The sequence below is a fragment of the Bradyrhizobium sp. USDA 336 genome (assembly GCF_044908355.1).
GTDB classification, from domain to species: Bacteria; Pseudomonadota; Alphaproteobacteria; order Rhizobiales; family Xanthobacteraceae; genus Bradyrhizobium; species Bradyrhizobium yuanmingense.
Map to the genome: position 1 here is coordinate 3,941,712 of NZ_JBIYDC010000002.1, position 19,910 is coordinate 3,961,621.

A 19,910-nucleotide genomic window follows, 5' to 3' on the forward strand; every position below is an offset into this window, starting at 1 on the left:
CTTATGGCACAAGCAATGCCACCGACTCGAGTTGCAACATCGTCGGACTGTCGCACCAGGACAATCTTAGCGTCGCGGAAGCACCGATTGTTGTGCGCCGCGAACATGAGGATGTCGGTTAGTTGCACTGGAGTTTGACAATGCCACGGCTGGGTGCGTGGACGGCTACGCAATCTACTAACACGCGCCAAACGAAACATTACGTTACATCCTCATGGTTTGCCCGCTCTTGAGACCAGACATCCTGCTTTCCCATAACGCTCATTTCAACGATGCTCGCCTGCTGAGCCGCGTAAATGATAAGCATTTTGCCATTTCCTTATCAGGATGCCGACTGACTCCAGTGCGGCCAAGCTAATCGGCTTGCCCGGCTTCTTGGTAGCGCGCTCTTGTTCGCCTGAAGCTACTCCTTTTTTGATCGATTTCGGCTCTATTCCGAGACATTCCTGATTGCAAGCGTCAGCTACGGCAATCACCGGGCAACCTGTACGAAGACTGGCTATAAGCCCTGCCTCAATAGGCAAACCCGAATGGCGCTCACCGAAGGAAACGGTTAGCATCTACTCAACGGATAACAGTCCGCTTCTCTGTCGCGGTCGGCCATTCCTTTGTTTCGCGCTTTTCCTTCGCTACGAACTTGGGCCTGTTGACGAGTCTCGCAACTAGCGTGACTGCCGCCGACGTGAATTTCATGTGAGAGTTTATGCCAGGCTCGTCGGAGGCAAACTTGAGCTTTGAGCAAAGGTTCGCGACACCATGATCCATAAAACTAACCCTCACAGTATGTGCGAACTTGTTTCGAATTGCGCGAATTGTATCGCACTCTGCTCGTTCGTCTGAAGAGATCAGACCCAAGCCATAAGCGACGGCGATTTTTGCTGAAAGAGTTCCGATCGGCGCATTAAACCCTTGGCAAAGCTTCTTCGCGGAGGCCTCATCCACCAGGAAGGCCGAGATGGACTTTTGCAAGAGATCGTCGATGAACGAGGCTGCGGTGAGAACACCACCACGAGCTGACTCCTTGTTGATCTCTTCGAGAAGGTCCACGTAGTCTTGAAGATAGGAATCTAGATTTCCTGAAGTACCAACCGCGAAGACGTATCTCTGTTCGGGAGCGTCCTTCATTTTATCGTCTTCTCTGTCTATCCCAAGAATAGTCTTTCTTGGCAGGATTGGAAGTTACCCCTATTTTCGAAAGCGTTCTGATCATCGGAGCCGTCCGGATGTGCTTTCGCGCCAAGGCCTCTCAGGGAGCTACTTTACGTCAGATCGGAGTGCCGGGAATCCTCGGAGCCCTGAAGGCGCCGAAGTACAGCACGCAGGCCGAGGCGATAATGCAAAAGAACATGAACGCTGCCGCCCATGCGCTGTAGCTGTCCTTGAACATGACCAAGTACGCACACACAAGGATGGCGACGCCGAGCGTTACCGCCGGCATCACAGTCATCATTCTCTCACGTAATCTGTTTTGCGTAGCGGCGTTGTAGAGCGCGCCTACTTCAAGCATCAAAGCTTGAAAGTCTTCGTATATCTCATATGATTTCTTGTCCGGCTCGGTGAGGATGTACCGCCCTTGCCATTCATCATCTGCATCTTTCACAATTCCTTCCCAGATAACCCGTTCGCCGAGCTTGCTTGGACCATACACATCGTAAAGTTCATCGCTATTCCGCTTATCGAGAATTTGCTCTGCCTCAGCCTTCTTCATAAATACCCCCGTCTCAAAGCGTGCAGTATTGACTTTCTTCGCTCCTAAGTCGAGAGGCGAGATCTCCCGTTCAAATTTCTTGATGAGGGGCGGCGCCCACGGCGGCCGAACCAATCGCGCTCCAGTGATTTGCTGCACCTCGAACCAGCCATTCCGCTCTTCTCAAGCTTTGCGACCAAACCTTATCAGTTACCGAAGTGGCTCCCGCGCACGCCATTTTCTTATCGAATGACAAACCGGCTCAATTTTTCGCGAAGCCCCCCGAGGCCAGAGCAACCATTTGGGCACAAGACAATGCGACGACGCCGAAGCGTGCCCTCACCTACCCAGGCGCGGTGGAGATCCTCGCGCCGGTTATCAACCCAACGAAAGCATAGGAGACGTGAAGGAACTCAAGATCGCCGCTGGCAAGTACAAAAATGCCCAGGGCCAGGAAAAACCCGCTACATCAATTTCGGCGTGATGATTGACGGCGAGAACGGCCCGTACCTTCTTAGACCCTGGCGTGAATCTCGCCCCTACATGCAGCAAGGGAAAGATCGCATCAACGTCAGCATCTTCGACAATAAGTCGAAAAAGGACGAACACGACCAGCGCCCCGATCGTGAGGACTTTTAGTGGACGAGCTGGACGCCTGAATTAAAGCGGAACAGACCGCAATGGAAGCTTACGCCGACTACCTGCGACTAAAGGCCAAGGTTGATGTCGCGAAAGAGCGATATCGCAAAGCGCTGACTAAAATGGAGCGCGGTGAGGCGGAGTGGAGCAAGGCCAGGCGCTGGCCGGAAGAAAGGCTGGGGCCGCTGGGGCGATACCGAGACGTTCGAGATGCGCCTCCCCACCAGGGTCAAGGCATGGTGGGCTGAGTTTCTACAATCGGTCACCGAACGGCATCTTCTCTTGCGGGGATCTATAAAGCAAAGCAACCTCGCCAAGGGCAAACACTCGGGCAACAAAACCCCCCGAACTCGTCGTCCGAGGGTTTCTCGACTTCTTAGGGCTGAGTGCTATGCGGTATGGCTAATTGCCAAGGCCGCGTACACTACGACCAAGCCCAAGTGAAGGGCTGCGACCGCGGCATACAGGCTCATGACCTGTCTCCTATGCTTGATTTCAGGCAGGGTGTCGTTCGCGAACTTGGAGATTTTATACGCCGGAATCGCACTCTCCATAAGGTAGAACCATGCGCCCTTGGGTGACAGGATTGTCACCCAAAAGTGGGGCTATCCAGGGGGCTATCCAGGACATTTTCGCGACACCCGCGTCTTCTAAATTATACGAACAGTGCTAAATAGACCACGAATGCAAGAGAGGGATTAGGGAAGCCCGCCTCCCTCCCTCCCTTACCAACCCGCCCACACCCTCGGGTGCTTCCTCGAATTCATTTTTCAGTATTGCAATGGCGAAAAAGAAACGAACCATCCGCCGTCGGGCTGCCAAGCGTCATCCCGCCGATTCCAAAGCCATCGCTCGTTGGGGTGAGCACGTCATGCGCAGCGGGTTTACGATCGTGCCGAATTCCTTCCTTTACAATCAGGACCGCCTAAAGCTGACGCCAAACGAATTCAACGTCCTGCTTCATCTGATGTCATTTTGGTGGGAAAAAGAACGACTGCCCTATCCGTCAAAGACTCTAATCGCGTCCCGAATGAGGAAGAATAATCGAACGGTTCAGCGAGCTTTTGCGCAGCTTGAGGCAAAGGGCTACCTTTCCAGGCAACTCAGGTACTCTAAAGGCAATCGAAGAACGAGCGGATATGATTTGCAGGGGTTGGTTTCGCGAATAGAAGCAATCCGTCTAAATTATGCTGATTACCGCGAGTAGACGATTTTTTAGGTGATTTATGGCCACGAAGCGCTGCCTCTACATTTCGACCTTTGGTCCAAAGAGCGCTCCGCACAACAACGCCGCCGAGGCCGTTTTCAATGTGCTTGTCGCCCCGGTTTTCCGTATCGACTTCCCGGAATTCGAGATAATCCGCTACAATTCCGACGTGATACATGGCTCGATCAACGAGCACATTTTGCAAGACGTTCTGACCGCAGATTTGGTTGTCGCAGACCTGACAGAACTTTCCCCTAACGGCTTTTACGAGTTGGGAGTTCGACATGCGACAGCCCTCCCGACTGTTCTGCTTGCCCAGACCGGTCATGCGATCCCTTTCGATCAGAAAGACTTTCGGTTCGTCACCTATTCGTATCGGGCAACTGACGACGAATTGGAGCAACGAACGCGAGAGGCACTTATAGAAGCTGTCAGAGGCGCTTTAAATGGTGAGCCCACTCCAGATCTTCCGTCGAAATCATCTCGCGAGATGCTGGACGAATTATCTGCACGCGTGCAAGAAGCTGCTGAAGCCATCCAGGCCTTACGCATTAACTCTACCAGTGACGTCGTCGCCTCTCTCGAACAGATCGCCAAGGACCTTGACCGGGTAGACGACAAGCAAACTCCTTCAGCAATGAAGGAAGCTGGCGAAAAGCTTCTCAAGATCATCTCGCGCGTAGCCGACCAACTCGCGACCGTCAGGGGCTCACGTATCATCGTTGCGGGAATTATCTCGCTTGTGCTGGGGGGCGCAGGATATTCGGCGCTCACCATCTACGGCCTGACTTTGGCCTTTTGGCAGGGGCCGGAGATGTTTTCCAAGGCTATCGACGTGCTAACAAGACAGCCCAAAAAGCCAAAAGCCCGCCGTTAACGCTTGGTCAGGCCCTTGAACGAGCTGGCTCTCGGGACGACCTTCAGACGTGATGTCCCGATACTCCACATCCGCATAGAACGTCGGCTCAACCCACGTCGCCTTGGGTTTCCTGATTTGCTTGGTGAGCTTCTGTTTCGGGCTCACCACAGTATCCAAAGCTTTGCGGATCTTCGCCGAGGTCGTTCTGCTCCAGCCGATCCCCACCTTGCCCTTGTAGACGAGGTCCTTCCCTTCCTTTTGCCCGAGGTAGAGCGCGGCCACACCTGACGGGTCCTTGACGACCCGACGACGGGAAACTTGCCCTTCTAGACGGTTTTGATTTTCTGCCAGGCTTCCATGCGCTCCGATCGGTAAGGAGCATCAGCACGCTCAGACACGATGCCTTCGTAGTTCAGTCGGGCGGCGGCTTCGAATAGCTCCTGCCCATTCCCGTCGTGATGTTCGCTGTAGAGAGCCGGCGCCTCGATGCCGTGGGTGTCGAACAGATCCTTCAGGATGGCCTTGCGCCCAACCTGCGGCGCTTTACGGAGATCTTTGCCGTCCAGCCAGAGATTGTCGAAGGCGTAGTAGAGCAAGCGATCCTGGCGCCGTCCTGCGAGCTCTGCCTGCAGCTCCGAGAAGTTGGTCCGGCCTCCATGGACGACCACGACCTCGCCGTCGATGATGGCCGGAGGAATATCCAGGGCGCCGGCAATGGTCGAGAACTTGCCGATCCAGTTGTGCCCGTTCCGCGTGAAGGCCTTCTGGGAATCACAGTCGATGTGAAATTGGACGCGGTAGCCGTCGTACTTAATCTCGTGAATCCAGTGCCCCGATGGGGCCTTCATCTTCAGCGTCGCCAAATGGGGCTTGATGAATCCCGGCATCTCCGCTTTCGCGGCACGCATGCGGGATGTCGGACGCCTACTCAAATCACCAAACTCACAAACGCTACAAAAACCTACCTAGCTTCAACGCCCAAGGGAGCAATCGTGCCCGCCCACGAGAAAAGCCAGGGCGAGAATAATCCCCGCAACCGCCCGTGCGTAGACCGCGAACTTTACGGCAGGTCCGATCGTCTCGACGGCTTTGGTGCCCTTGGCGGTTATCGTAAACGGCCAGAGCTTACCGGTGAGTTCGGAGGGTGCGCTCATTACAGAGTCCTCCCCTCCAAACCACGGAGAACTCTCGAATCAGCAAAGGTATGGAGGCATGGATTCGGGAACGGCGCAACGCAGCGCGCCCGCTCTATGCACTCTTCATGAAAAACGTGGATGAAACCGCACATGGCAAAGCTCTCCTCATTGGATCGCTCTCCAGCGGTGTTGGGGTTCAGATTTGTCGCCGGTTATTTTTGGGAGCGCAAGGGGGCGGGTCGGGAATCGTACCATACGCACCTACCACGCTGCTCGCTCGTATTACCAATAGGCTTAGCTGAATTCGATTTCTCTGGACGAACCTCCGCCGAACCCGCGGCCTCCCATTTTTCGTGGGAGCAGTCCGCGATTCAGACGCTCTCGACCTACCAAAACTTCAACAGACGAAGCGCCAGCGGGAGCAATTCGTGCCCGCCGAAAACAACGGCCAGGCCGAGAATGACGGCCACCACAGGCCGGGCATAGACCGCAAATGCCAGGGGTCGGCGGATGGCGTCGATGGCTTTATTCCCCTTGGCCGTCACGCTCGGCGGCCAGAACTTCACATTCAGCTCGGGATCACTCATGGCGCAGCTCTCCATATTTTTCAGAGCTGGCCTTTCGGGGGCGATTAATTTGTGCCCGATGATTTGCTGGACCGGCAAGCGAAAAGCACCGAAGGATTCTTCGGTGGTCCAGACTTACAACCAGGAAATGACTGACGGGCCCCTTGTCGATCAAAGGGGCCGCGGCGTTTTTCCAAGAGTGAACATCACGGGATATTGAGACCACGGCACAGCTCTCCATTGAGAAAAATCAGAGCTGTCCTTCGGGGGATTTGATTAGTTACGTCCCGGTTCGGGCGTTGGTCAATCCTCGCGGATTTTTGGTGATTTTCGCGTATTCGTGCTTGTTCGTGTCGATCGTGTCTAACACGCGCTAAAACGTGCTCTAACGTGCCGAAGCGTGTTTTGGAGTTTTTGGGTTATCCACAGCTCTTTAACCGGCCCAAAACCCGACCCAGCCAAGCCGCCCGCTTCGGCGCCATGCCTACGGGATCGCGGCTGATCAATCACACGCGTTTCCAGCTGCAGCCATGGTACGGCGACGCCCAGAAGGAGCTTGTCGGGTTGTGGTCCAACTTGGGCCTGGAGTTCGTTATGATGATCGCACCTCCAAACGTCCAGCAAAGCCCAGGCCTCAAGAACTGGTTGTACAGGCCTTCGGCCATCGACGTGCTGATCGGCAAATCCAAGCGGCAGATCGGTTTAAGCTGGCAGGACGGTCGCCTCCACCGGCCGATAAAGGTGACCTTTGAGAAATTGGTGACGAGCACGGCTTCCACGGGAACGGATAGCTAGCAGCTTGCCCTTTAGACTCAGCCCAACCAAACTGTCGTTGAATCGTAAAATCGTGAATGCGATTACACAATTACACGGGCCACCGAGGCATTGTGAAGCTGCCTCACTCCGCGGCTTCGGCAGGCGGGGATTTAAGCTCCGCAAATTTTGCTGCCATGGTCGGATTGCCCTTGGTCAGCTTCTTGATTGTCACGTCCTGGGCCTTGTCGTTCGCGAGGCGCAGGTTGCGATCAGCGCCGATCAACGCATCCTTCGTCTTCTGCAGATGATCAATGGACTTATCGATCTCGGCGATGGCGGTCTGGAAGTGCCGGGAAGCAAGATCGTAGTTCTTGGAGAATGCGGTCTTGAACGTTTCTAGCTGGCTCTCGAACTGGGTGACATCGATATTCTGCGCCCTGACGAGCGCCAGCTCGGCCTTGTACTTGAGCGAGCTGATGGCCGCATTCCGCAACAGCGTAATCATCGGCAAAAAGAACTGCGGCCGGACAACATACATTTTGGGATAACGGTGGAAGACGTCTACAATGCCGGCGTTGTAGAGTTCGCTGTCGGGTTCGAGCAGTGAGACCAGGACGGCATACTCGCACCCCTTCTCGATCCGATCCCGGTCGAGTTCCTTGAGGAAGTCCTCGTTCTTACTCTTCGTGGCGGTCCTGTCGCTCTCGTTCTTCATTTCGAACATGATGGAGATGATCTCGGTGCCGGCCTCGTCCGAGTCACGAAAGATGTAATCGCCCTTGCTGCCGGTCCGCGCGTCGTTGTCCTTCTCGAAGTACGCCCGCGGAAAGGCCATCGAGCGCACCCGGTTGAACTCGGTCTCGCAGTGCTGTTCGAGTGTCTCGCCGACCATCTTGGTCGACAGGCGGGCCTTCATATCTTTCAGACGTTCGATCGCGTCATCGCGATCCTTGATCTGCGTTTCGTACTTGTCCTTGAGCGACTGCTCGGACAGCTGCTTTTCAAGCTGGACCTGCTTGATGCCGTTCTTCAGCTCGTCGCGCTCCCTTTCGATCGTGCCGACGGCTTCGGTCACGGCGAGCTTCTTCTCCAGCTCGACGGCCTGAAGCTTAGCTTTCAGCTCCTGGATTTCTTTTTCCTTGGCGGCCGTGATCTTGTGCTGCTCGCTGGCCAAAAGCGCCTCAGCAAGCTCTGAGGCAGCCTTCTTCTCGCGTTCCGCCTGCGCGAGCGCGTGTGCCAGCGTGTCCCGCTCCTTCTCGACCACGCTGAGCGCTTCGGTGACAGCAAGCTTCTGAGCGACCTCGCTCCCCTCAAGCTTGGACTTCAACTCCTGGATTTCGGCATCCTTGGCCGCGGCGGTCTTCTGCAGATCTCCACCGACCTTGGCTTTGGCCAATTCAACAGCGCTCTGCTTGTCGCGCTCGGCCAGTTCCAGCCGTTCGTGCAGTTGCTTTGCAAAATCGGCGTCACGGACCTGCTTCAGAATCTCGGCATAGCCGGATTCATCGACCTTGAAGGCCTTGGTACAGTGGGGGCAGATGATCTCGTGCATGGTTGCTGCCCGGGTGGGCGTTTCCTGTTTCGTTGAAAAGCTGGCTGCGGGGCTCACAGAATCGCCCCCCCGCGCATTTGAGAACAAAATTAGAACAGGCCGATCTGGACGGTCAAGCGATGCGCATCGCTTCCGGGCATTTTTCCCGGTTTTTCCGATAAGGGCTGAGTTTGCGGGCAGCAGTCGAGCACCGGGCGAATCGAAGCCCGGCTGACCTTTACAAAGACTCGAATTCTAAGAAACGGCGTCATGGTATACTGCGCTCATGAGCAAGCGGCACGTTGGCAAAATCTGCGTCTATTGCGGCACCGCACCTGCGGCGACCATGGACCACGTGCTGGCGCGCGAATTTTTGCCGATCAGCCGCCGGGACAACCTGCCCAAGGTCCCGGCCTGCGGCGCCTGCAACGGCGTCAAGAGCGGTCATGAGCACTATCTCACCGCGGTATTGCCGTTTGCCGGCAATCATCGAGATGCGATTGGCGTCCTGTCGACGATGGTTGAGCCGCGATTGGCGAAAAACGCGAAGCTGAAGGCCCAATTGGCCTCTCAGCAGCGGCAGGAGCTGATACTTCAAAGCGGCATGCTCGTGCCGTCAATGACACTGCCGTTCGATGCAACCCGCGTCGACGAACTGTTCAAGTTCATCACACAGGGGCTGCTGTTCCACCACTTCGGAGCGATGCTCGATCAGCAGAAGCACAGCGTTTGGGCGGGATTCCTCAATCGACAAGGCGAGGAGATGCACCGGCAGCTGCTCGCCGCCAACGCCCGCTGCCGCATCGCCGGCGATCTCGGTGCCGGCGCGCTCGTGTATGAGGGCGCGCAAGGCCTGGATTTCTCGGAGATGTCAATCTGGGTATTCCGGATTTTCGGCGGCATCCGAACCAGCGGTGACCCGCACGAGCCGGAGGCGGCGCTGAGGGTGATCGGAGGCGTAACCGCGTCGCATCGGGTGCTCGAGCGGCTCGATGCCCGCCTAAAATCCCCAGCTGCGACTTAGCCGCAGGCGAGCCGCAGGAAGCCAAAATGGAGCGAGCCCTGCCGTTGCGCGTCCGGGAAGAAGTACAAGGAGTGTTGCTGGCAGCGGTTGCAAGGCTTTGACATTGGCAAGGCTTACGACCAGGCGATCAAGGACAACAACTTCGAGCGGGCTTTGATCGCGACGCGCGCGGACATCACGCAATATACAATCTGGCATAAGACCAATACGGCACCCGCTCTTGGCCGGATCAGCGTTGGGCCCGGGCTGCTGCGGATCGACGTGAACGCCCTCGGCGCCTACGTTTCCCGCTTGTCATGGCTGTATTTCCGGCTCGGCCTCACGAGGGATTGGCTGGCGACGCTGGACCGGCTGCGCGCCAACGTTCAGCACCCGTCGTGGTATAGGAAGATCGTCCGGCGCGCCGTCGGGTGTCAGAATTTCCTTGTGCAGGACGCCATCCGCCTCGTTCTCGAAATTGAATGCCCGGCCACCTCGCTCCAGTTTCTCGCCCGCCTGATAGGCGGCATTGGCCTGCGCCTCGCCGCGCCCTCGCTGGTGCAGCTTTTCGGCGGCATAGTAGGCGGCGGTCGCAACAATGCTCCCGCCGCCACGCGTGACATAGCTCTGCGAATACCGAAAAGTCGGCACAGCACGCTCCCTGCCGGGAGCGCACTTTGGCCCCGGTTATGATAAAGTTGGTTGGGTATGGAGGCGATTTCCGTCGCCTCGTTCCGGGCCGCCTGCGGCCCGCAGCGAACTCGCAAAGCGAGTTTGCGAAACTGCAAGATAGTTTGCCTTTTTCTTCTTCTTGCCGGCATTCAATCTACCAAATCTGCCTGGCGTCCTGTTTACTTTCATCGCCACACTGGAGTATGTGCGGCCTGCATGCGGCAATATGCGCAGGTCAAATCCCCGGTACGCCTGTCAGGACGCAAACAATCGAAGCGACAGTTTGAACTCCGAAGCCAAGGGGCAAGCAATGCCCTCTGAACAGCCTGCGAGTGACCGCCCAAAGGCCGCGCCTCGTGGGGCGCAGCCCGAATTTTCAGGAAAGGGCCCGCCTATCGCAGCACCTCCGGCAGCCAGCCCTTTGAGGTTGGCGGGGATGAGTTTTCGAGAGCGGGATTTGTTGGATGGCGAGTGTCATGGTGGGTTCCTTTGCGGTTGTGGTGATGAAAAGAGTCAGGCGATGATGCGGCCTTCGCGGTGGGCCGAGTCGGCAGAGGCGGAAAGCGGCTTCTCGCCCTTGAAGTAGAGATCGCGCTCGACACGCAGGCCCATCGGCCCGCGCACGGCGCCAATCTCGCTGAGGCTGACGCTGGCGAGTTCGGGACAGCCCATGCCGAGATCGCAGAGGCCGAAGGCGATATCCTCATTATCGGGATCAAGCTCGGTAAGCAGCCAGCTCGCGCCGCCCCAGGGCGCGAAGAGCTTCACGACGGGTGGGAAATCCTGCGTCTGCTCCCGGCCCGCATTGGCGTGGCCGTTCGCCAGCAACTGCCGGCGCTGGTCTTGGTGAAAAGTTTTCATGTTGGTTCTTCTTCAGGGTTGAGGTTCTGCGCGAAACGCCGCGCATGAACCTCTGCCCGTCGGCGAGACCGGGGTTAGCAAGGGCAAGGTGGGGCTCCCGATGCGCAAGCTGAGGGTCCGCGCGAGGGCTCCCGCTCGCGGGATACGCGGGGATGCGGCGCGGCGTGTCGGGATACCTTGCCCGCGCGAGGGGCGGCGCCCCTTAGCAAGCCATCAAACGGCGGCGGTCAGCCGCCACTCAAAAGAGGACGGCGGCCTTGCCGCTAGGGCGCGGAGCGCAACGGGGCACCCGCAAGAGCGCCACTTGAAGGCGCGGGACCGAGTGCAATCGCGAGACCGGTCACTTGCGGCTCCCGGGAATGCGGGAGTGATAGCGTTCAGGCCAACGGCACGAGCCGCCTTCCCGAGAGCCCCCGGCGAGCGATACATTGTAAAGCGCGAGGGATGGAAGCCGAAGGCGGAGACGCCGCTTGCGGCTCCGTTCACGACAGCCCGGTCCGCAAGGTGGACGCGCCACTTCTTCCGGGGATTCTGAATCCGGAAGTTTGGCCTTCGTCAGCGCAAGAATTGAGGGCTCTGACTGGACTTACCGACGGCGCCAGGCCGTAAAGAAAGGCAGCACGGCCCCTTACCAACCTTGCCGCTGGTCCGCCGAGTCCTCCGCGCCACGCGTCATCGACGGGATCGTGCAGCAGACCAATGAACGGCGCCCGAGCGCTCGCCTTTGAAAACTACCCATGATTGTTGCAATCGAGACACAGACTCTTGCGCGCGACTTGCCCTAGACTTTCATGCCGGTGCTTATTTTTTAGTGGTATTGTCGTGTGCAAGCGTCTCATGGTGGCCATTGCGGCTCTGACAATGACGGGCTGTTCGCTCGCGCCTATCATCGAGAAGAACTCGCTCGACTACGGCCATACGATCGAACAGGTCACGAACAGCGCGCTAGCCGTCAACGTGCTCCGCGGCCGGGACCAAGCTCCGCTTTATTTTCCGGACTTGTCGCAGATCCGCGGCTCGCTCGATGCCAGCGTGTCGACAAGCTCGACAATCCCCTGGAGCGGCCTCGGCTCGTCTCAAGCGGGCCCGTTCTCCGCCTCGACGGGCCCGACATTCGATCTTGCCCCGAACAATACCAAGCAATTTTATCTCGGTATCCTCAACCCGATCAGTCCGAAGATTTTTGCCTATTTCGTGGAGCGCGCGCGAGGTTACGGCTCGATCGAACCCGTCTTTCATTTGCTGGTAAGCAACATCGAAATTCATGAGATCGGCAAATCATCGCGGTTCTTGTCCTGGGCGGACCCAGCGCCTAGCGCGACGAGAGACAGCGCTTTTGTTGAGCTCGCGAACAGGCTCACGCAGAAGCGGCAACCTTTCGTGGCTTCGTTACCAGGAAGCCGTCGCGCCTTCGGGACGCCCGTCACGATCGCGGCGGATACGACCATCCAAGCCAAAGCGAACGGACTCGAGATCGAACAGGCACCGGACGGCAAGGTGCAGTTCATCAGGCAGACGCCCAATGACACGGTCGTGTGCTTTCACGACGGCAGCGGCTATGTCGCGGTGTCCTTCGCTGACAACAGTATCGTGAAAGGGCCCGGCGGCGAGAGTGAGGTTGAATTTCCGTGGGAGAAAGCGCGAGCCTGCGGGGTAGGCGCGAATCTCAGACGTCACTATAAATTCCATCTGCGGTCCGTCGAGCAGGTCTTCAATTACCTGGGCGCAATTGTCGCCGATCAGGATAATCAACGGCATTACCGGCGCGACGGGAGACTGGAAGGCTGTCCGCGCATCCCGTTCCATATTGGCCGCGAGCCCGGCAGAGATGTGCGCTTTAGCGTCGAGTATCGTGGCAATCTCTATTACATTCACGGCATTAACAACCGCATCGTCTGTGGGGATGCGGAGAATGGCCCGGTTGATCGCACCTTGCCGATCTTGGCGATCCTCAACAGCCTCCTGAATATCAATCGTGATGCCAACGAAGTGCCAACCACCAAGGCCACACAGGCCGTTGGAGGCTGACGAGCGAGGGAGCGTTCATGCGGAAAATATTGATGCTACTTGTGGCAGTTCTGATTTCGTCTCCTGTCGGGGCGCAGGGTAATCGTGTCGGCACGCTCTCCGCTCAGGATGTAGCGCGCGCCAATGCCATGCGAAACCAATGCTCATCCGCATTGGCCGGACGGATGTTGCCGCTCTGCGACTATTGGTGCGATCAGGGATGCAGCACTTTTGTCCCACCCGGCACAACGCTCCCGCAAGCGTGCCGTCCACCGTCGACTTTGCGGCAAATCTGCGATCGATAGCGCCGCAGCCAACCGAGGTGATCCTCGCCTCGGAGGCCGGCGCCTCCGGGTCCCGCTCGTTGCTGACCACGGAGGAGAGCGACTATGACGAACGCAGAAAAAGTCAGAGGTTTCCAGCCGTGGCATGCCGGCCCAGCCGAAGTATTGGCGGTCGTGTTGCACGGTTGGGGCGGCAGCCCGATGCAAATGAGCGGTGTGATTGAGGCGACGAAATCCGCGTTCTCAGCTGAAGGCGTTGACATCTACGCTCCGCCGCTGCCCTACGCCTTCCGTCTCCGATCCGTCCGTTCGGCGAAGATCATCGTCGATCTCCTGGATGCAATCGACGAGATTGTCCGACAACGTGGCGATGTGAGGCGCATTGTCTTTATCGGCTTCAGCCTCGGCGGCGTCTTCGTCCGTCGTCTCTTCCTGCTCGCGGCCGGTGATCCGCCGGGATTCGAGCGCGAACCCGCATTCAATCAGGTGGCGCCGCGAGATTGGTCTCGAAAGGTCGAGCGTCTTGTGACGATCAGCGCGTTTAACCGCGGTTGGCACATCACTGGGCGCACCGATTGGTATTCCTCCTTCATCCTCAACCTGCTTGGATTGATCGGGCACCTGTCGCCGAGCAATTGGCAACCAACTGCGTTTGACGCGAGGCGGGGCGCACCTTTCATCGCCCAGACGCGCTTGCATTGGCTGGCGTTCCGCCGCTGGCATGCGGCGATAAGAGCTCACGCGGTCACGGGCAACGACTTGCAGCGGCCGGTGTCCCTCGCCAGTGATCCGATTGTCGTTCAGCTGGTGGGCCGGCAGGATAGCTTCACATCGCCGCTAGACCTTGTCGATATCGTAGTAGACGGCCGCGATGCCTCAGCACCGCCGGGCAATCGGCGCTACTTCTATATCGAAATGCCCAACACGGACCATGCCAAAGCAACACGCTTTTCCAACACGCCTGACGGTCAGGTTCGACAACAGCTTTTCGTCGCCGCACTCACCCAACCGGACTTTGCGCTCGACCTCATCGCAAGCGATCCCTCGTTACTCGCTGACGATATACCGCAGGTCGATACAAGCACCACGGACGTCGTGTTCGTCATGCATGGCATTCGAGACGACGGCTTTTGGACACATCATATCGCGAAGGAGGTGCGTCAGCACGCAGCCGGGTCAGCATCTCTTGTTCAAGCGCGAACGCCGAGCTACGGCTATTTCGCCATGCTGCCCTTCATATTGCCTTGGGTGAGGCGACAGAAGGTTGATTGGTTCATGGACGAGTATGTCGCGGCGATTGCTCGATTTCCGAACGCCGCTTTCAGCTATGTCGGCCATTCCAATGGAACCTATCTTGCCGCGCGCGCCTTGGTCGACTACGCAGCCACGCGTTTTAAGCACGTATTCTTTGCTGGCAGCGTGGTCCGATCTGATTACGACTGGTTGAGCATTTTGCGGGCGGGCCGGATCGTCAAACTGCACAATGTTCCTGCTGCGGCGGATTGGGTCGTTGCGCTCTTTCCCAAGAGTGTGGAACACTGGCCGAAGTTCGACCTCGGCAGCGCAGGGTTTGACGGCTTCGTTCAGGCAGGGAGACATCCCAACATCACTCAGCCGTGCGATTTCGCCAACGGGCAGCACAGTGCGGCGATCGTCGAAAGCCAATGGCCGCATATTGCCAAATTCATCATTCAAGGGGACGTGCCACCCTCGCTGCCGGCTTCCGCTTTTGTCAAATCCCGAGCGGCCTGGCTCGTGCCGCTTGCGAGATCACATCTTGGATTGCCGCTGCTCATTCTCATTTTCGGAGTTGCGGTGCCGGCTCTCATGGCAATTCCGCTACTCCAGTATGCGATAGGAGTGCGACCGATCTGGCTGGTCGACCGTTTGGAAGACTGGCAGACAATCGCACTGAGCTTTGCATTCATCGGCTATTTTGCGTTGCTGAAATTCGTCGTGACGCGGGTTTGATCATACGGGTCCTCGGTTGAAATGTCACCGAGGCGATGGCTTACGTTGAGCCGGCGATGATGCGATGTCATTGCCCTCAAGTGAAGCCGCCGAGTTAGCGAAGTCCGAAGGCGATTTCGTAAAGCGCCAATTGGAAAGACTTGCCGAGACGCGCGGAAACATAATTGCCGTCAAAAATCATGCGTTACAACAGCGGATCACCACGCAAGTTCAGATTATCGACAGCCCGTTCCGGCAAGTGGACGCGCCTTGGTCGAACATGCGCACACGGTGGTAGGAAACACTCTCTCATTCGGCCGGGTATGCGCTACGCTAGCCCGTTCTCAACTCTCGTCCCGCTACAATGGGTTGATGACCAATGATGCGGAAGCCAAATTCCTCGCAGCCTGTCAGGCGGACTATGCGGAAGTATTCAAGCAGCCTCTGCCCGATAGCCCGAGCCGTGAATTCCTCGCGGCAATCTGTACCACGGCCATGATTGCGTCGGCCACTTTTCAGCTAATGCACGAGCGGGAGGCCGCTGAGACCGGGATCAAGGTTTGCCGCAGCGCGGCGGGCTATTATCTCGGAAGGATCGGACCGGAAGGGCCCGTCGATCGCGACAGCGAGCAGTATTGGCGTGAGAAGGATGCCGCCAGCGCAGCGCTGGCAAATGGCGAATGGACGTCACGCAGCGGCCTCGGGCGAAAATTGCAGCGGCTGGGCCTGGCATCAGCCCAGGCAAATGCCCGTCTGGCTGAAATTGTGGCATTGGAAGGCCAGCTCCCGGAGCGGCCGAAACGTGGGCGAACAGCGCGTCCGAAGATCTTTCAGAAGTGGTTCTGATGGCTTAGCGCCTGCGATCACAATCCTGCCCCACCCATCGACGTAAAGAAAACAAGCGGGACCGAGTGCCTCGGCGAGCGATACATGATGGTGCGCGAGGGATGGAAGCCGGATGGCGGAGACGCCTTTTTGCGGCTCCGTTCACGACAGCCCGGCCGCGAAGCGGATGCGCCCCAGCCGAATATTCACAAAACAGCGTGCTGCTAAAATTGGAGTTCGGAAGATAACACGTCTCGGCATGGCGGTACTGACGACGCTTCTCGCCGCACATCCGTACATCCGTCTCATCATCCATTCAGATGGGATCCCCCGCCAGCAAACGGCTACGCAACTTTCGCGGGCTACTTACGCTGGCGCAGTCCTTGATAGTAGCGTAGGCTTCGTGCAGCAGCCAGTGAGGATCATCGACTCCCGTGCCTGCCTCACTACGCAGTTCCAGTTTTAGAGCGCCTTGCGCATTTCGAATTTTAGAGCGCCTTCCAGGACGAGCATCAGGGGCAAGTCATGCAAGAACGCACGAACAGCGTCAGCGAGCGGATGGCGGCGTTGGAAAGAGAGATTGCCAGGCTCGAAGCAGCCCGCAACAAGCCTCACGTCACAACATCAGGTTCAAAGGGCGATTTCAACGGTCTTGAATCTTTGTCTTCTCAGGATGCCCCCTGGGCCAAGACGCAGCTTCAGCTCGATCTCGAAGAGGAGCTGGCAAAGCTGCGCCGCGGAGAGGGCGGCCACGTGGCTACGAATGAACGGCAACCGACCGCCGAAGAACCCGATACGAATGAGCTTCGAGCGGCCGACGAAGAGCCAGCTGCGCCCAAGGTGGCTGGCAGCGAACCTGTAGAAGATCCGCTGGAGGCAGCGCGTGGCCGTGGCGTACTCCTGCGGGATATCCTTGGTTTCAAGTGGCCAGAGAGCAGCACACATGGCAGCGTCCCTTACGTATCGGTAAACCTCGATCGTGTACTGCGTATCGCGGCGACGCGACTTGGAAACGAGAAAATCCTGAGACCACACCAGGTGCTTGATACTCGGCTCCATCCTCGCATCGGCTACGGTCTGGGCGAAAGGCCGCGCATCTTTCTTCCGCAGATTGCTGAAAACTATGGAGACAGGCCGGCTAAACTCGGTGAGTTCGCGTATCCCGATGAGCCCGAAATCGATCGCGACAATGGGATCATCGTTGGCCCTGAGCTCGTGGCCATATTGCTGGCCATGTCGTCGCTCCGCAAAAGGACCAACAATAGGTTCGCGGAAGGCGGGGTCCGGCATTTCCTCGCGGCCCTCATACTTGAAGAAATCGGCCGCGTCGCCTGCACGTCCGCAGGCCTGGATTTCGTACGGTGGCGTGACATTCTGACCAACATCGTTGCTGAGGAAATCAGGCACTACGTGGACCTCGGCGATAGTCTGGAGGCCTGGGCCCCCATCATCGACGAGATGCGGCGGGCCAGTGCGCCCGCGCAATCCATTGGCGAAACGCACGCTTTCGCCAATGATAGGACGGAAGCCGACCTGCTGAACACGGGTAGCGATGCTGCGGCAATTGCCGATCTTCTCATGCTTCGGGATCTCAAGCCACCGGTCGCAGTCGGCGTATTCGGCCCATGGGGCTCCGGAAAAAGCACTCTCCTTCGGATGCTCCAGGACCGGATTTCTGATCAGACGCCACCGAAGAATACTGCTCCTGCGGCACAGAAAATTGTCCAGATCAATTTTGATGCCTGGAGTCATGCTGATGCTGAAAACCTTTGGGCTTCCCTCACGGCCGAGCTGTTCGAACAAATCGCCGATACGATCGACGGGCGCGAGAAGGCTAATGGCAAGCTGCGCAAAGGTCTGATTACGGAAATCGCCAAGCGACTGCGTAAAGATACAGAGGCTGGGTCCCAGGTTGCCGCAAATGTCGACCTGCAGCGCGCGACTTTGCACGCGGCAGAAACCACTCTGGCGAAGCTTGAGAACGAACCCGTGACCGCCACTGTCGCCAGCGAAATGGTCGGTGAGCTCCTCGCCAAAGCTGAGCCTAAGCAGCTCAGCAAGACGGAAATGGCGGACCCGAGCAAGGTCAAAGAAAACTACGAAGCCGAGCAAAACAAAAAGCAACTCGAAGGCATACTGGAGGCGGCTGGCGTGCCCACCAGCGAACGCGATCCCAAGAAATTATCGTCGCTGCTGTCGGCGCTGCTTGAACTGCCCGGACGCACCGCGCTTCTCTTCATTGTGCTTCGTCGCAGTCTCGGTCGAGGTGCGCTGTTCGGTATCCCGGTCGCTCTCGTTCTACTTCTCATGGTCGCAGGCTTCGCCGTCTGGCTCCTGGGGCCGGGCAGCTTCCGCGACGTTTGGACCCAAGCTGTCAGTGCAGCCCCGTTCCTGACGGCACTCGGAGCCCTGGTTGGCACGGCCGGTGTCGGGATTCGCCGGGCGACGCCGATCCTTGCGCTGGCGGCGGAGTTTCTCGCCCGCAAAGAAAAACGGGAGGCCGAGCTCAACAAGAAGCGGCGTGAAGCTGCCGACACCGTCCGGCAGGAACGCGAGAAGCTTGACAGCATGCTTGCCGAGCAGAAGCGTGCGGCGGAATTTGCCACAACCTACAGCGTTGCGGCAGAGGGACGATCACGCGAGGGCCTGCTTCGCTACTTCATCAATTATTCGCCGGAACTCGCCGAAATCCGCAAGAAGCTGGGGCTTCTGGCTTCGGTCAGGCGCTGCTTCCAGACCCTTGAGCAGATCATGCGCGACAAGCGTGATGTCATAGAGGGTAAAGAAGTTAGCGATCCCACGACCGGCGAGGCCGTCGACTTGAAACATATTCCCGACATCGAGCGCATCGTCGTCTATATCGATGATCTGGACCGCTGTTCTGAGCAGCACGTCGTTCAGGTGCTGCAAGCCATCCACCTTCTTCTTGCGTTCGATCTCTTCGTTGTCGTCGTTGCGGTAGACGCGCGCTGGCTGCATCGTGCTGTGGGCAAGGTTTATAGCGGCCAACTCGCAGCGCCCGGGGGGCCGGATCAGGCGCCGCAAGCCATTGGCGCGACCGTCGCTGATTATCTCGAGAAGATTTTTCAGCTGCCGATCTGGATGCGTCCTATCGGCAGTTCCGCTACGGTCGAAACATTCGTGAACGGCATCGATGCGTCTGTCGTCAAAGGCGAGGAGCCCGGCACTGATGAGTCCAGCCATTCAACTCAATCGACCGCGAGCCGTGGAATGAAAGCGGTGGATGCCACGCCTGATCCGACCCTCCTCCAGCGCCAGACGCAACGGCAGGCGACGATGTCGCCATTTGAACGCCGGGCGTTGGCTGCCATGGCGCCGCTCGCCGGAAAATCACCGCGTGGCCTCAAACGCCTCGTCAATACTTATCGGTTGATCCGAGTGATGCGGGGATCAACTGGCATCCCCGATCTGGAGCATGGACGCAGCGGCGCAAGGCCGCTCTATCCGTACTTGCTCTTTGCACTTGCTTGCGAGGTTGGTCTGACGACCGAAACCGCAGCGTTGCTCATCGACGTTGCCAACAAGCAAGTGCCGCTAGCCGGCCGGCATCCGCTCGTGAACTGCGTAGTGGCGGACAGCGACGCCGCCGGCCAATTGGATGAAGAACAGACGGCGCTGCGAGATCGGCTCGACCAAGAAGGAATGCGCTCTGCCGTGCTCACTGCCGTACGCGCCGTCTACATTGCCGCCGCCAACGGCAACCCTGCGGAGACCCGCCTCAGCGGCACGGGTCTCTCATCTTCAGAAAACGTGGTGCCGCACGACGCCATTTTCGAAGATCGAACGGGCGGCAGCGAACGCTTCACGGAAGCATTCTCCGAGGCAGCCCGATTTACGTTTCGGCCACGAAATCGCTAGCACTCGGTGGTCGGGCTTGTCACTGCGCTGGTGAGCCGACGAGTACGC

At 58.0% G+C, this 19,910-nt stretch carries 19 protein-coding genes; 9 read left to right on the plus strand and 10 right to left on the minus strand.

Annotated elements, in window-relative coordinates; translation table 11 throughout:
* Window positions 1–266 precede the first annotated feature (266 nt).
* The 3 genes from ABIA45_RS19380 to ABIA45_RS19390 all read right to left on the minus strand — a co-directional run bounded on the left by ABIA45_RS19380 (window position 267) and on the right by ABIA45_RS19390 (window position 1,846).
* The gene (locus ABIA45_RS19380) at window positions 267–560 is read right to left on the minus strand and encodes a hypothetical protein (protein ID WP_404653235.1); all 294 of its coding nucleotides are present in this window, start codon (window positions 558–560) and stop codon (window positions 267–269) included.
* A 4-nt stretch (window positions 561–564) separates the two neighbouring features.
* The gene (locus tag ABIA45_RS19385) at window positions 565–1,125 is read right to left on the minus strand and encodes a transcriptional regulator (protein ID WP_404653236.1); all 561 of its coding nucleotides are present in this window, start codon (window positions 1,123–1,125) and stop codon (window positions 565–567) included.
* A gap of 139 nt (window positions 1,126–1,264) precedes the next feature.
* On the minus strand, window positions 1,265–1,846 hold the full coding sequence (locus ABIA45_RS19390; RefSeq protein ID WP_404653238.1) for a hypothetical protein: 582 nt from the start codon (window positions 1,844–1,846) through the stop codon (window positions 1,265–1,267).
* Between the two features lie 1,261 nt (window positions 1,847–3,107).
* On the opposite strand from ABIA45_RS19390, the gene ABIA45_RS19395 reads away from it, so the two are divergent.
* Window positions 3,108–3,533 carry a helix-turn-helix domain-containing protein gene (locus tag ABIA45_RS19395; RefSeq protein ID WP_404653239.1) on the plus strand — a complete coding sequence of 142 codons (426 nt, stop codon included), beginning with the start codon at window positions 3,108–3,110 and terminating at the stop codon, window positions 3,531–3,533.
* 19 nt (window positions 3,534–3,552) lie between these two features.
* Entirely contained in the window at window positions 3,553–4,410 is an 858-nt protein-coding gene (locus tag ABIA45_RS19400) for a hypothetical protein (protein WP_404653241.1), read from the plus strand.
* Here ABIA45_RS19400 and ABIA45_RS19405 read toward each other — a convergent pair.
* From ABIA45_RS19405 to ABIA45_RS19420, 4 genes are all read right to left on the minus strand, one after another.
* Window positions 4,372–4,674, minus strand: coding sequence for a hypothetical protein (locus ABIA45_RS19405; protein ID WP_404653243.1), 303 nt, complete (start codon window positions 4,672–4,674; stop codon window positions 4,372–4,374). The genes ABIA45_RS19400 and ABIA45_RS19405 overlap by 39 nt on opposite strands.
* 44 nt (window positions 4,675–4,718) lie before the next feature.
* Window positions 4,719–5,300, minus strand: coding sequence for a hypothetical protein (locus tag ABIA45_RS19410; protein WP_404653244.1), 582 nt, complete (start codon window positions 5,298–5,300; stop codon window positions 4,719–4,721).
* A 63-nt stretch (window positions 5,301–5,363) separates the two neighbouring features.
* Window positions 5,364–5,546: a hypothetical protein gene (locus tag ABIA45_RS19415; protein ID WP_404653246.1), complete on the minus strand. Its 183-nt coding sequence runs from the start codon at window positions 5,544–5,546 to the stop codon at window positions 5,364–5,366.
* A gap of 368 nt (window positions 5,547–5,914) precedes the next feature.
* A complete protein-coding gene (locus tag ABIA45_RS19420; RefSeq protein ID WP_404653248.1) occupies window positions 5,915–6,115 on the minus strand; it encodes a hypothetical protein in 201 nt (66 codons plus the stop codon).
* A 369-nt stretch (window positions 6,116–6,484) separates the two neighbouring features.
* Between ABIA45_RS19420 and ABIA45_RS19425 the strand changes: the two genes are divergently transcribed.
* Window positions 6,485–6,889, plus strand: a complete 405-nt coding sequence (locus ABIA45_RS19425) for a hypothetical protein (RefSeq protein WP_404653249.1) — start codon at window positions 6,485–6,487, stop codon at window positions 6,887–6,889.
* 103 nt (window positions 6,890–6,992) lie between these two features.
* On the opposite strand, the gene ABIA45_RS19430 is transcribed toward ABIA45_RS19425, so the two are convergent.
* Together ABIA45_RS19430 and ABIA45_RS19435 are read right to left on the minus strand one after the other, a co-directional pair.
* Window positions 6,993–8,402 carry a DUF2130 domain-containing protein gene (locus ABIA45_RS19430; RefSeq protein WP_404655705.1) on the minus strand — a complete coding sequence of 470 codons (1,410 nt, stop codon included), beginning with the start codon at window positions 8,400–8,402 and terminating at the stop codon, window positions 6,993–6,995.
* A gap of 89 nt (window positions 8,403–8,491) precedes the next feature.
* A complete protein-coding gene (locus tag ABIA45_RS19435; RefSeq protein WP_404653250.1) occupies window positions 8,492–8,653 on the minus strand; it encodes a hypothetical protein in 162 nt (53 codons plus the stop codon).
* Between the two features lie 14 nt (window positions 8,654–8,667).
* Here ABIA45_RS19435 and ABIA45_RS19440 point away from each other — a divergent pair, with 14 nt between their 5' ends.
* Both ABIA45_RS19440 and ABIA45_RS19445 read left to right on the plus strand, forming a co-directional pair.
* The gene (locus ABIA45_RS19440; RefSeq protein WP_404653252.1) at window positions 8,668–9,405 is read left to right on the plus strand and encodes an HNH endonuclease; all 738 of its coding nucleotides are present in this window, start codon (window positions 8,668–8,670) and stop codon (window positions 9,403–9,405) included.
* 87 nt (window positions 9,406–9,492) lie between these two features.
* Window positions 9,493–10,077, plus strand: coding sequence for a hypothetical protein (locus ABIA45_RS19445; RefSeq protein ID WP_404653253.1), 585 nt, complete (start codon window positions 9,493–9,495; stop codon window positions 10,075–10,077).
* Window positions 10,078–10,569: 492 nt separating this feature from the next.
* Here the strand turns inward: ABIA45_RS19445 and ABIA45_RS19450 are convergent, their stop codons facing one another.
* Window positions 10,570–10,917: a DUF2958 domain-containing protein gene (locus ABIA45_RS19450; protein ID WP_404653254.1), complete on the minus strand. Its 348-nt coding sequence runs from the start codon at window positions 10,915–10,917 to the stop codon at window positions 10,570–10,572.
* Window positions 10,918–11,754: 837 nt separating this feature from the next.
* On the opposite strand from ABIA45_RS19450, the gene ABIA45_RS19455 reads away from it, so the two are divergent.
* The 4 genes from ABIA45_RS19455 to ABIA45_RS19470 all read left to right on the plus strand — a co-directional run bounded on the left by ABIA45_RS19455 (window position 11,755) and on the right by ABIA45_RS19470 (window position 19,862).
* Entirely contained in the window at window positions 11,755–12,945 is a 1,191-nt protein-coding gene (locus tag ABIA45_RS19455; protein ID WP_404653256.1) for a hypothetical protein, read from the plus strand.
* Window positions 12,946–13,313: 368 nt separating this feature from the next.
* Window positions 13,314–15,179: an esterase/lipase family protein gene (locus ABIA45_RS19460; protein ID WP_404653258.1), complete on the plus strand. Its 1,866-nt coding sequence runs from the start codon at window positions 13,314–13,316 to the stop codon at window positions 15,177–15,179.
* A 351-nt stretch (window positions 15,180–15,530) separates the two neighbouring features.
* A complete protein-coding gene (locus tag ABIA45_RS19465) occupies window positions 15,531–16,004 on the plus strand; it encodes a hypothetical protein (RefSeq protein WP_404653260.1) in 474 nt (157 codons plus the stop codon).
* 504 nt (window positions 16,005–16,508) lie between these two features.
* Window positions 16,509–19,862 carry a P-loop NTPase fold protein gene (locus ABIA45_RS19470; RefSeq protein ID WP_404653261.1) on the plus strand — a complete coding sequence of 1,118 codons (3,354 nt, stop codon included), beginning with the start codon at window positions 16,509–16,511 and terminating at the stop codon, window positions 19,860–19,862.
* The last annotated feature ends 48 nt before the right edge of the window (window positions 19,863–19,910 follow it).

What these genes read in the sequence shown, in the direction of transcription:
- ABIA45_RS19460 (WP_404653258.1), top strand. Translation starts at nt 13,314, where the DNA reads ATGACGAACGCAGAAAAAGTCAGAGGTTTCCAGCCGTGGCATGCCGGC.
- ABIA45_RS19465 (WP_404653260.1), top strand. Translation starts at nt 15,531, where the DNA reads ATGACCAATGATGCGGAAGCCAAATTCCTCGCAGCCTGTCAGGCGGAC.
- ABIA45_RS19415 (WP_404653246.1), bottom strand. Translation starts at nt 5,546, where the DNA reads ATGAGCGCACCCTCCGAACTCACCGGTAAGCTCTGGCCGTTTACGATA.
- ABIA45_RS19420 (WP_404653248.1), bottom strand. Translation starts at nt 6,115, where the DNA reads ATGAGTGATCCCGAGCTGAATGTGAAGTTCTGGCCGCCGAGCGTGACG.
- ABIA45_RS19385 (WP_404653236.1), bottom strand. Translation starts at nt 1,125, where the DNA reads ATGAAGGACGCTCCCGAACAGAGATACGTCTTCGCGGTTGGTACTTCA.
- ABIA45_RS19400 (WP_404653241.1), top strand. Translation starts at nt 3,553, where the DNA reads ATGGCCACGAAGCGCTGCCTCTACATTTCGACCTTTGGTCCAAAGAGC.
- ABIA45_RS19410 (WP_404653244.1), bottom strand. Translation starts at nt 5,300, where the DNA reads ATGCGTGCCGCGAAAGCGGAGATGCCGGGATTCATCAAGCCCCATTTG.
- ABIA45_RS19430 (WP_404655705.1), bottom strand. Translation starts at nt 8,402, where the DNA reads ATGCACGAGATCATCTGCCCCCACTGTACCAAGGCCTTCAAGGTCGAT.
- ABIA45_RS19470 (WP_404653261.1), top strand. Translation starts at nt 16,509, where the DNA reads ATGCAAGAACGCACGAACAGCGTCAGCGAGCGGATGGCGGCGTTGGAA.
- ABIA45_RS19380 (WP_404653235.1), bottom strand. Translation starts at nt 560, where the DNA reads ATGCTAACCGTTTCCTTCGGTGAGCGCCATTCGGGTTTGCCTATTGAG.
- ABIA45_RS19440 (WP_404653252.1), top strand. Translation starts at nt 8,668, where the DNA reads ATGAGCAAGCGGCACGTTGGCAAAATCTGCGTCTATTGCGGCACCGCA.
- ABIA45_RS19435 (WP_404653250.1), bottom strand. Translation starts at nt 8,653, where the DNA reads ATGACGCCGTTTCTTAGAATTCGAGTCTTTGTAAAGGTCAGCCGGGCT.
- ABIA45_RS19455 (WP_404653256.1), top strand. Translation starts at nt 11,755, where the DNA reads ATGGTGGCCATTGCGGCTCTGACAATGACGGGCTGTTCGCTCGCGCCT.
- ABIA45_RS19395 (WP_404653239.1), top strand. Translation starts at nt 3,108, where the DNA reads ATGGCGAAAAAGAAACGAACCATCCGCCGTCGGGCTGCCAAGCGTCAT.
- ABIA45_RS19450 (WP_404653254.1), bottom strand. Translation starts at nt 10,917, where the DNA reads ATGAAAACTTTTCACCAAGACCAGCGCCGGCAGTTGCTGGCGAACGGC.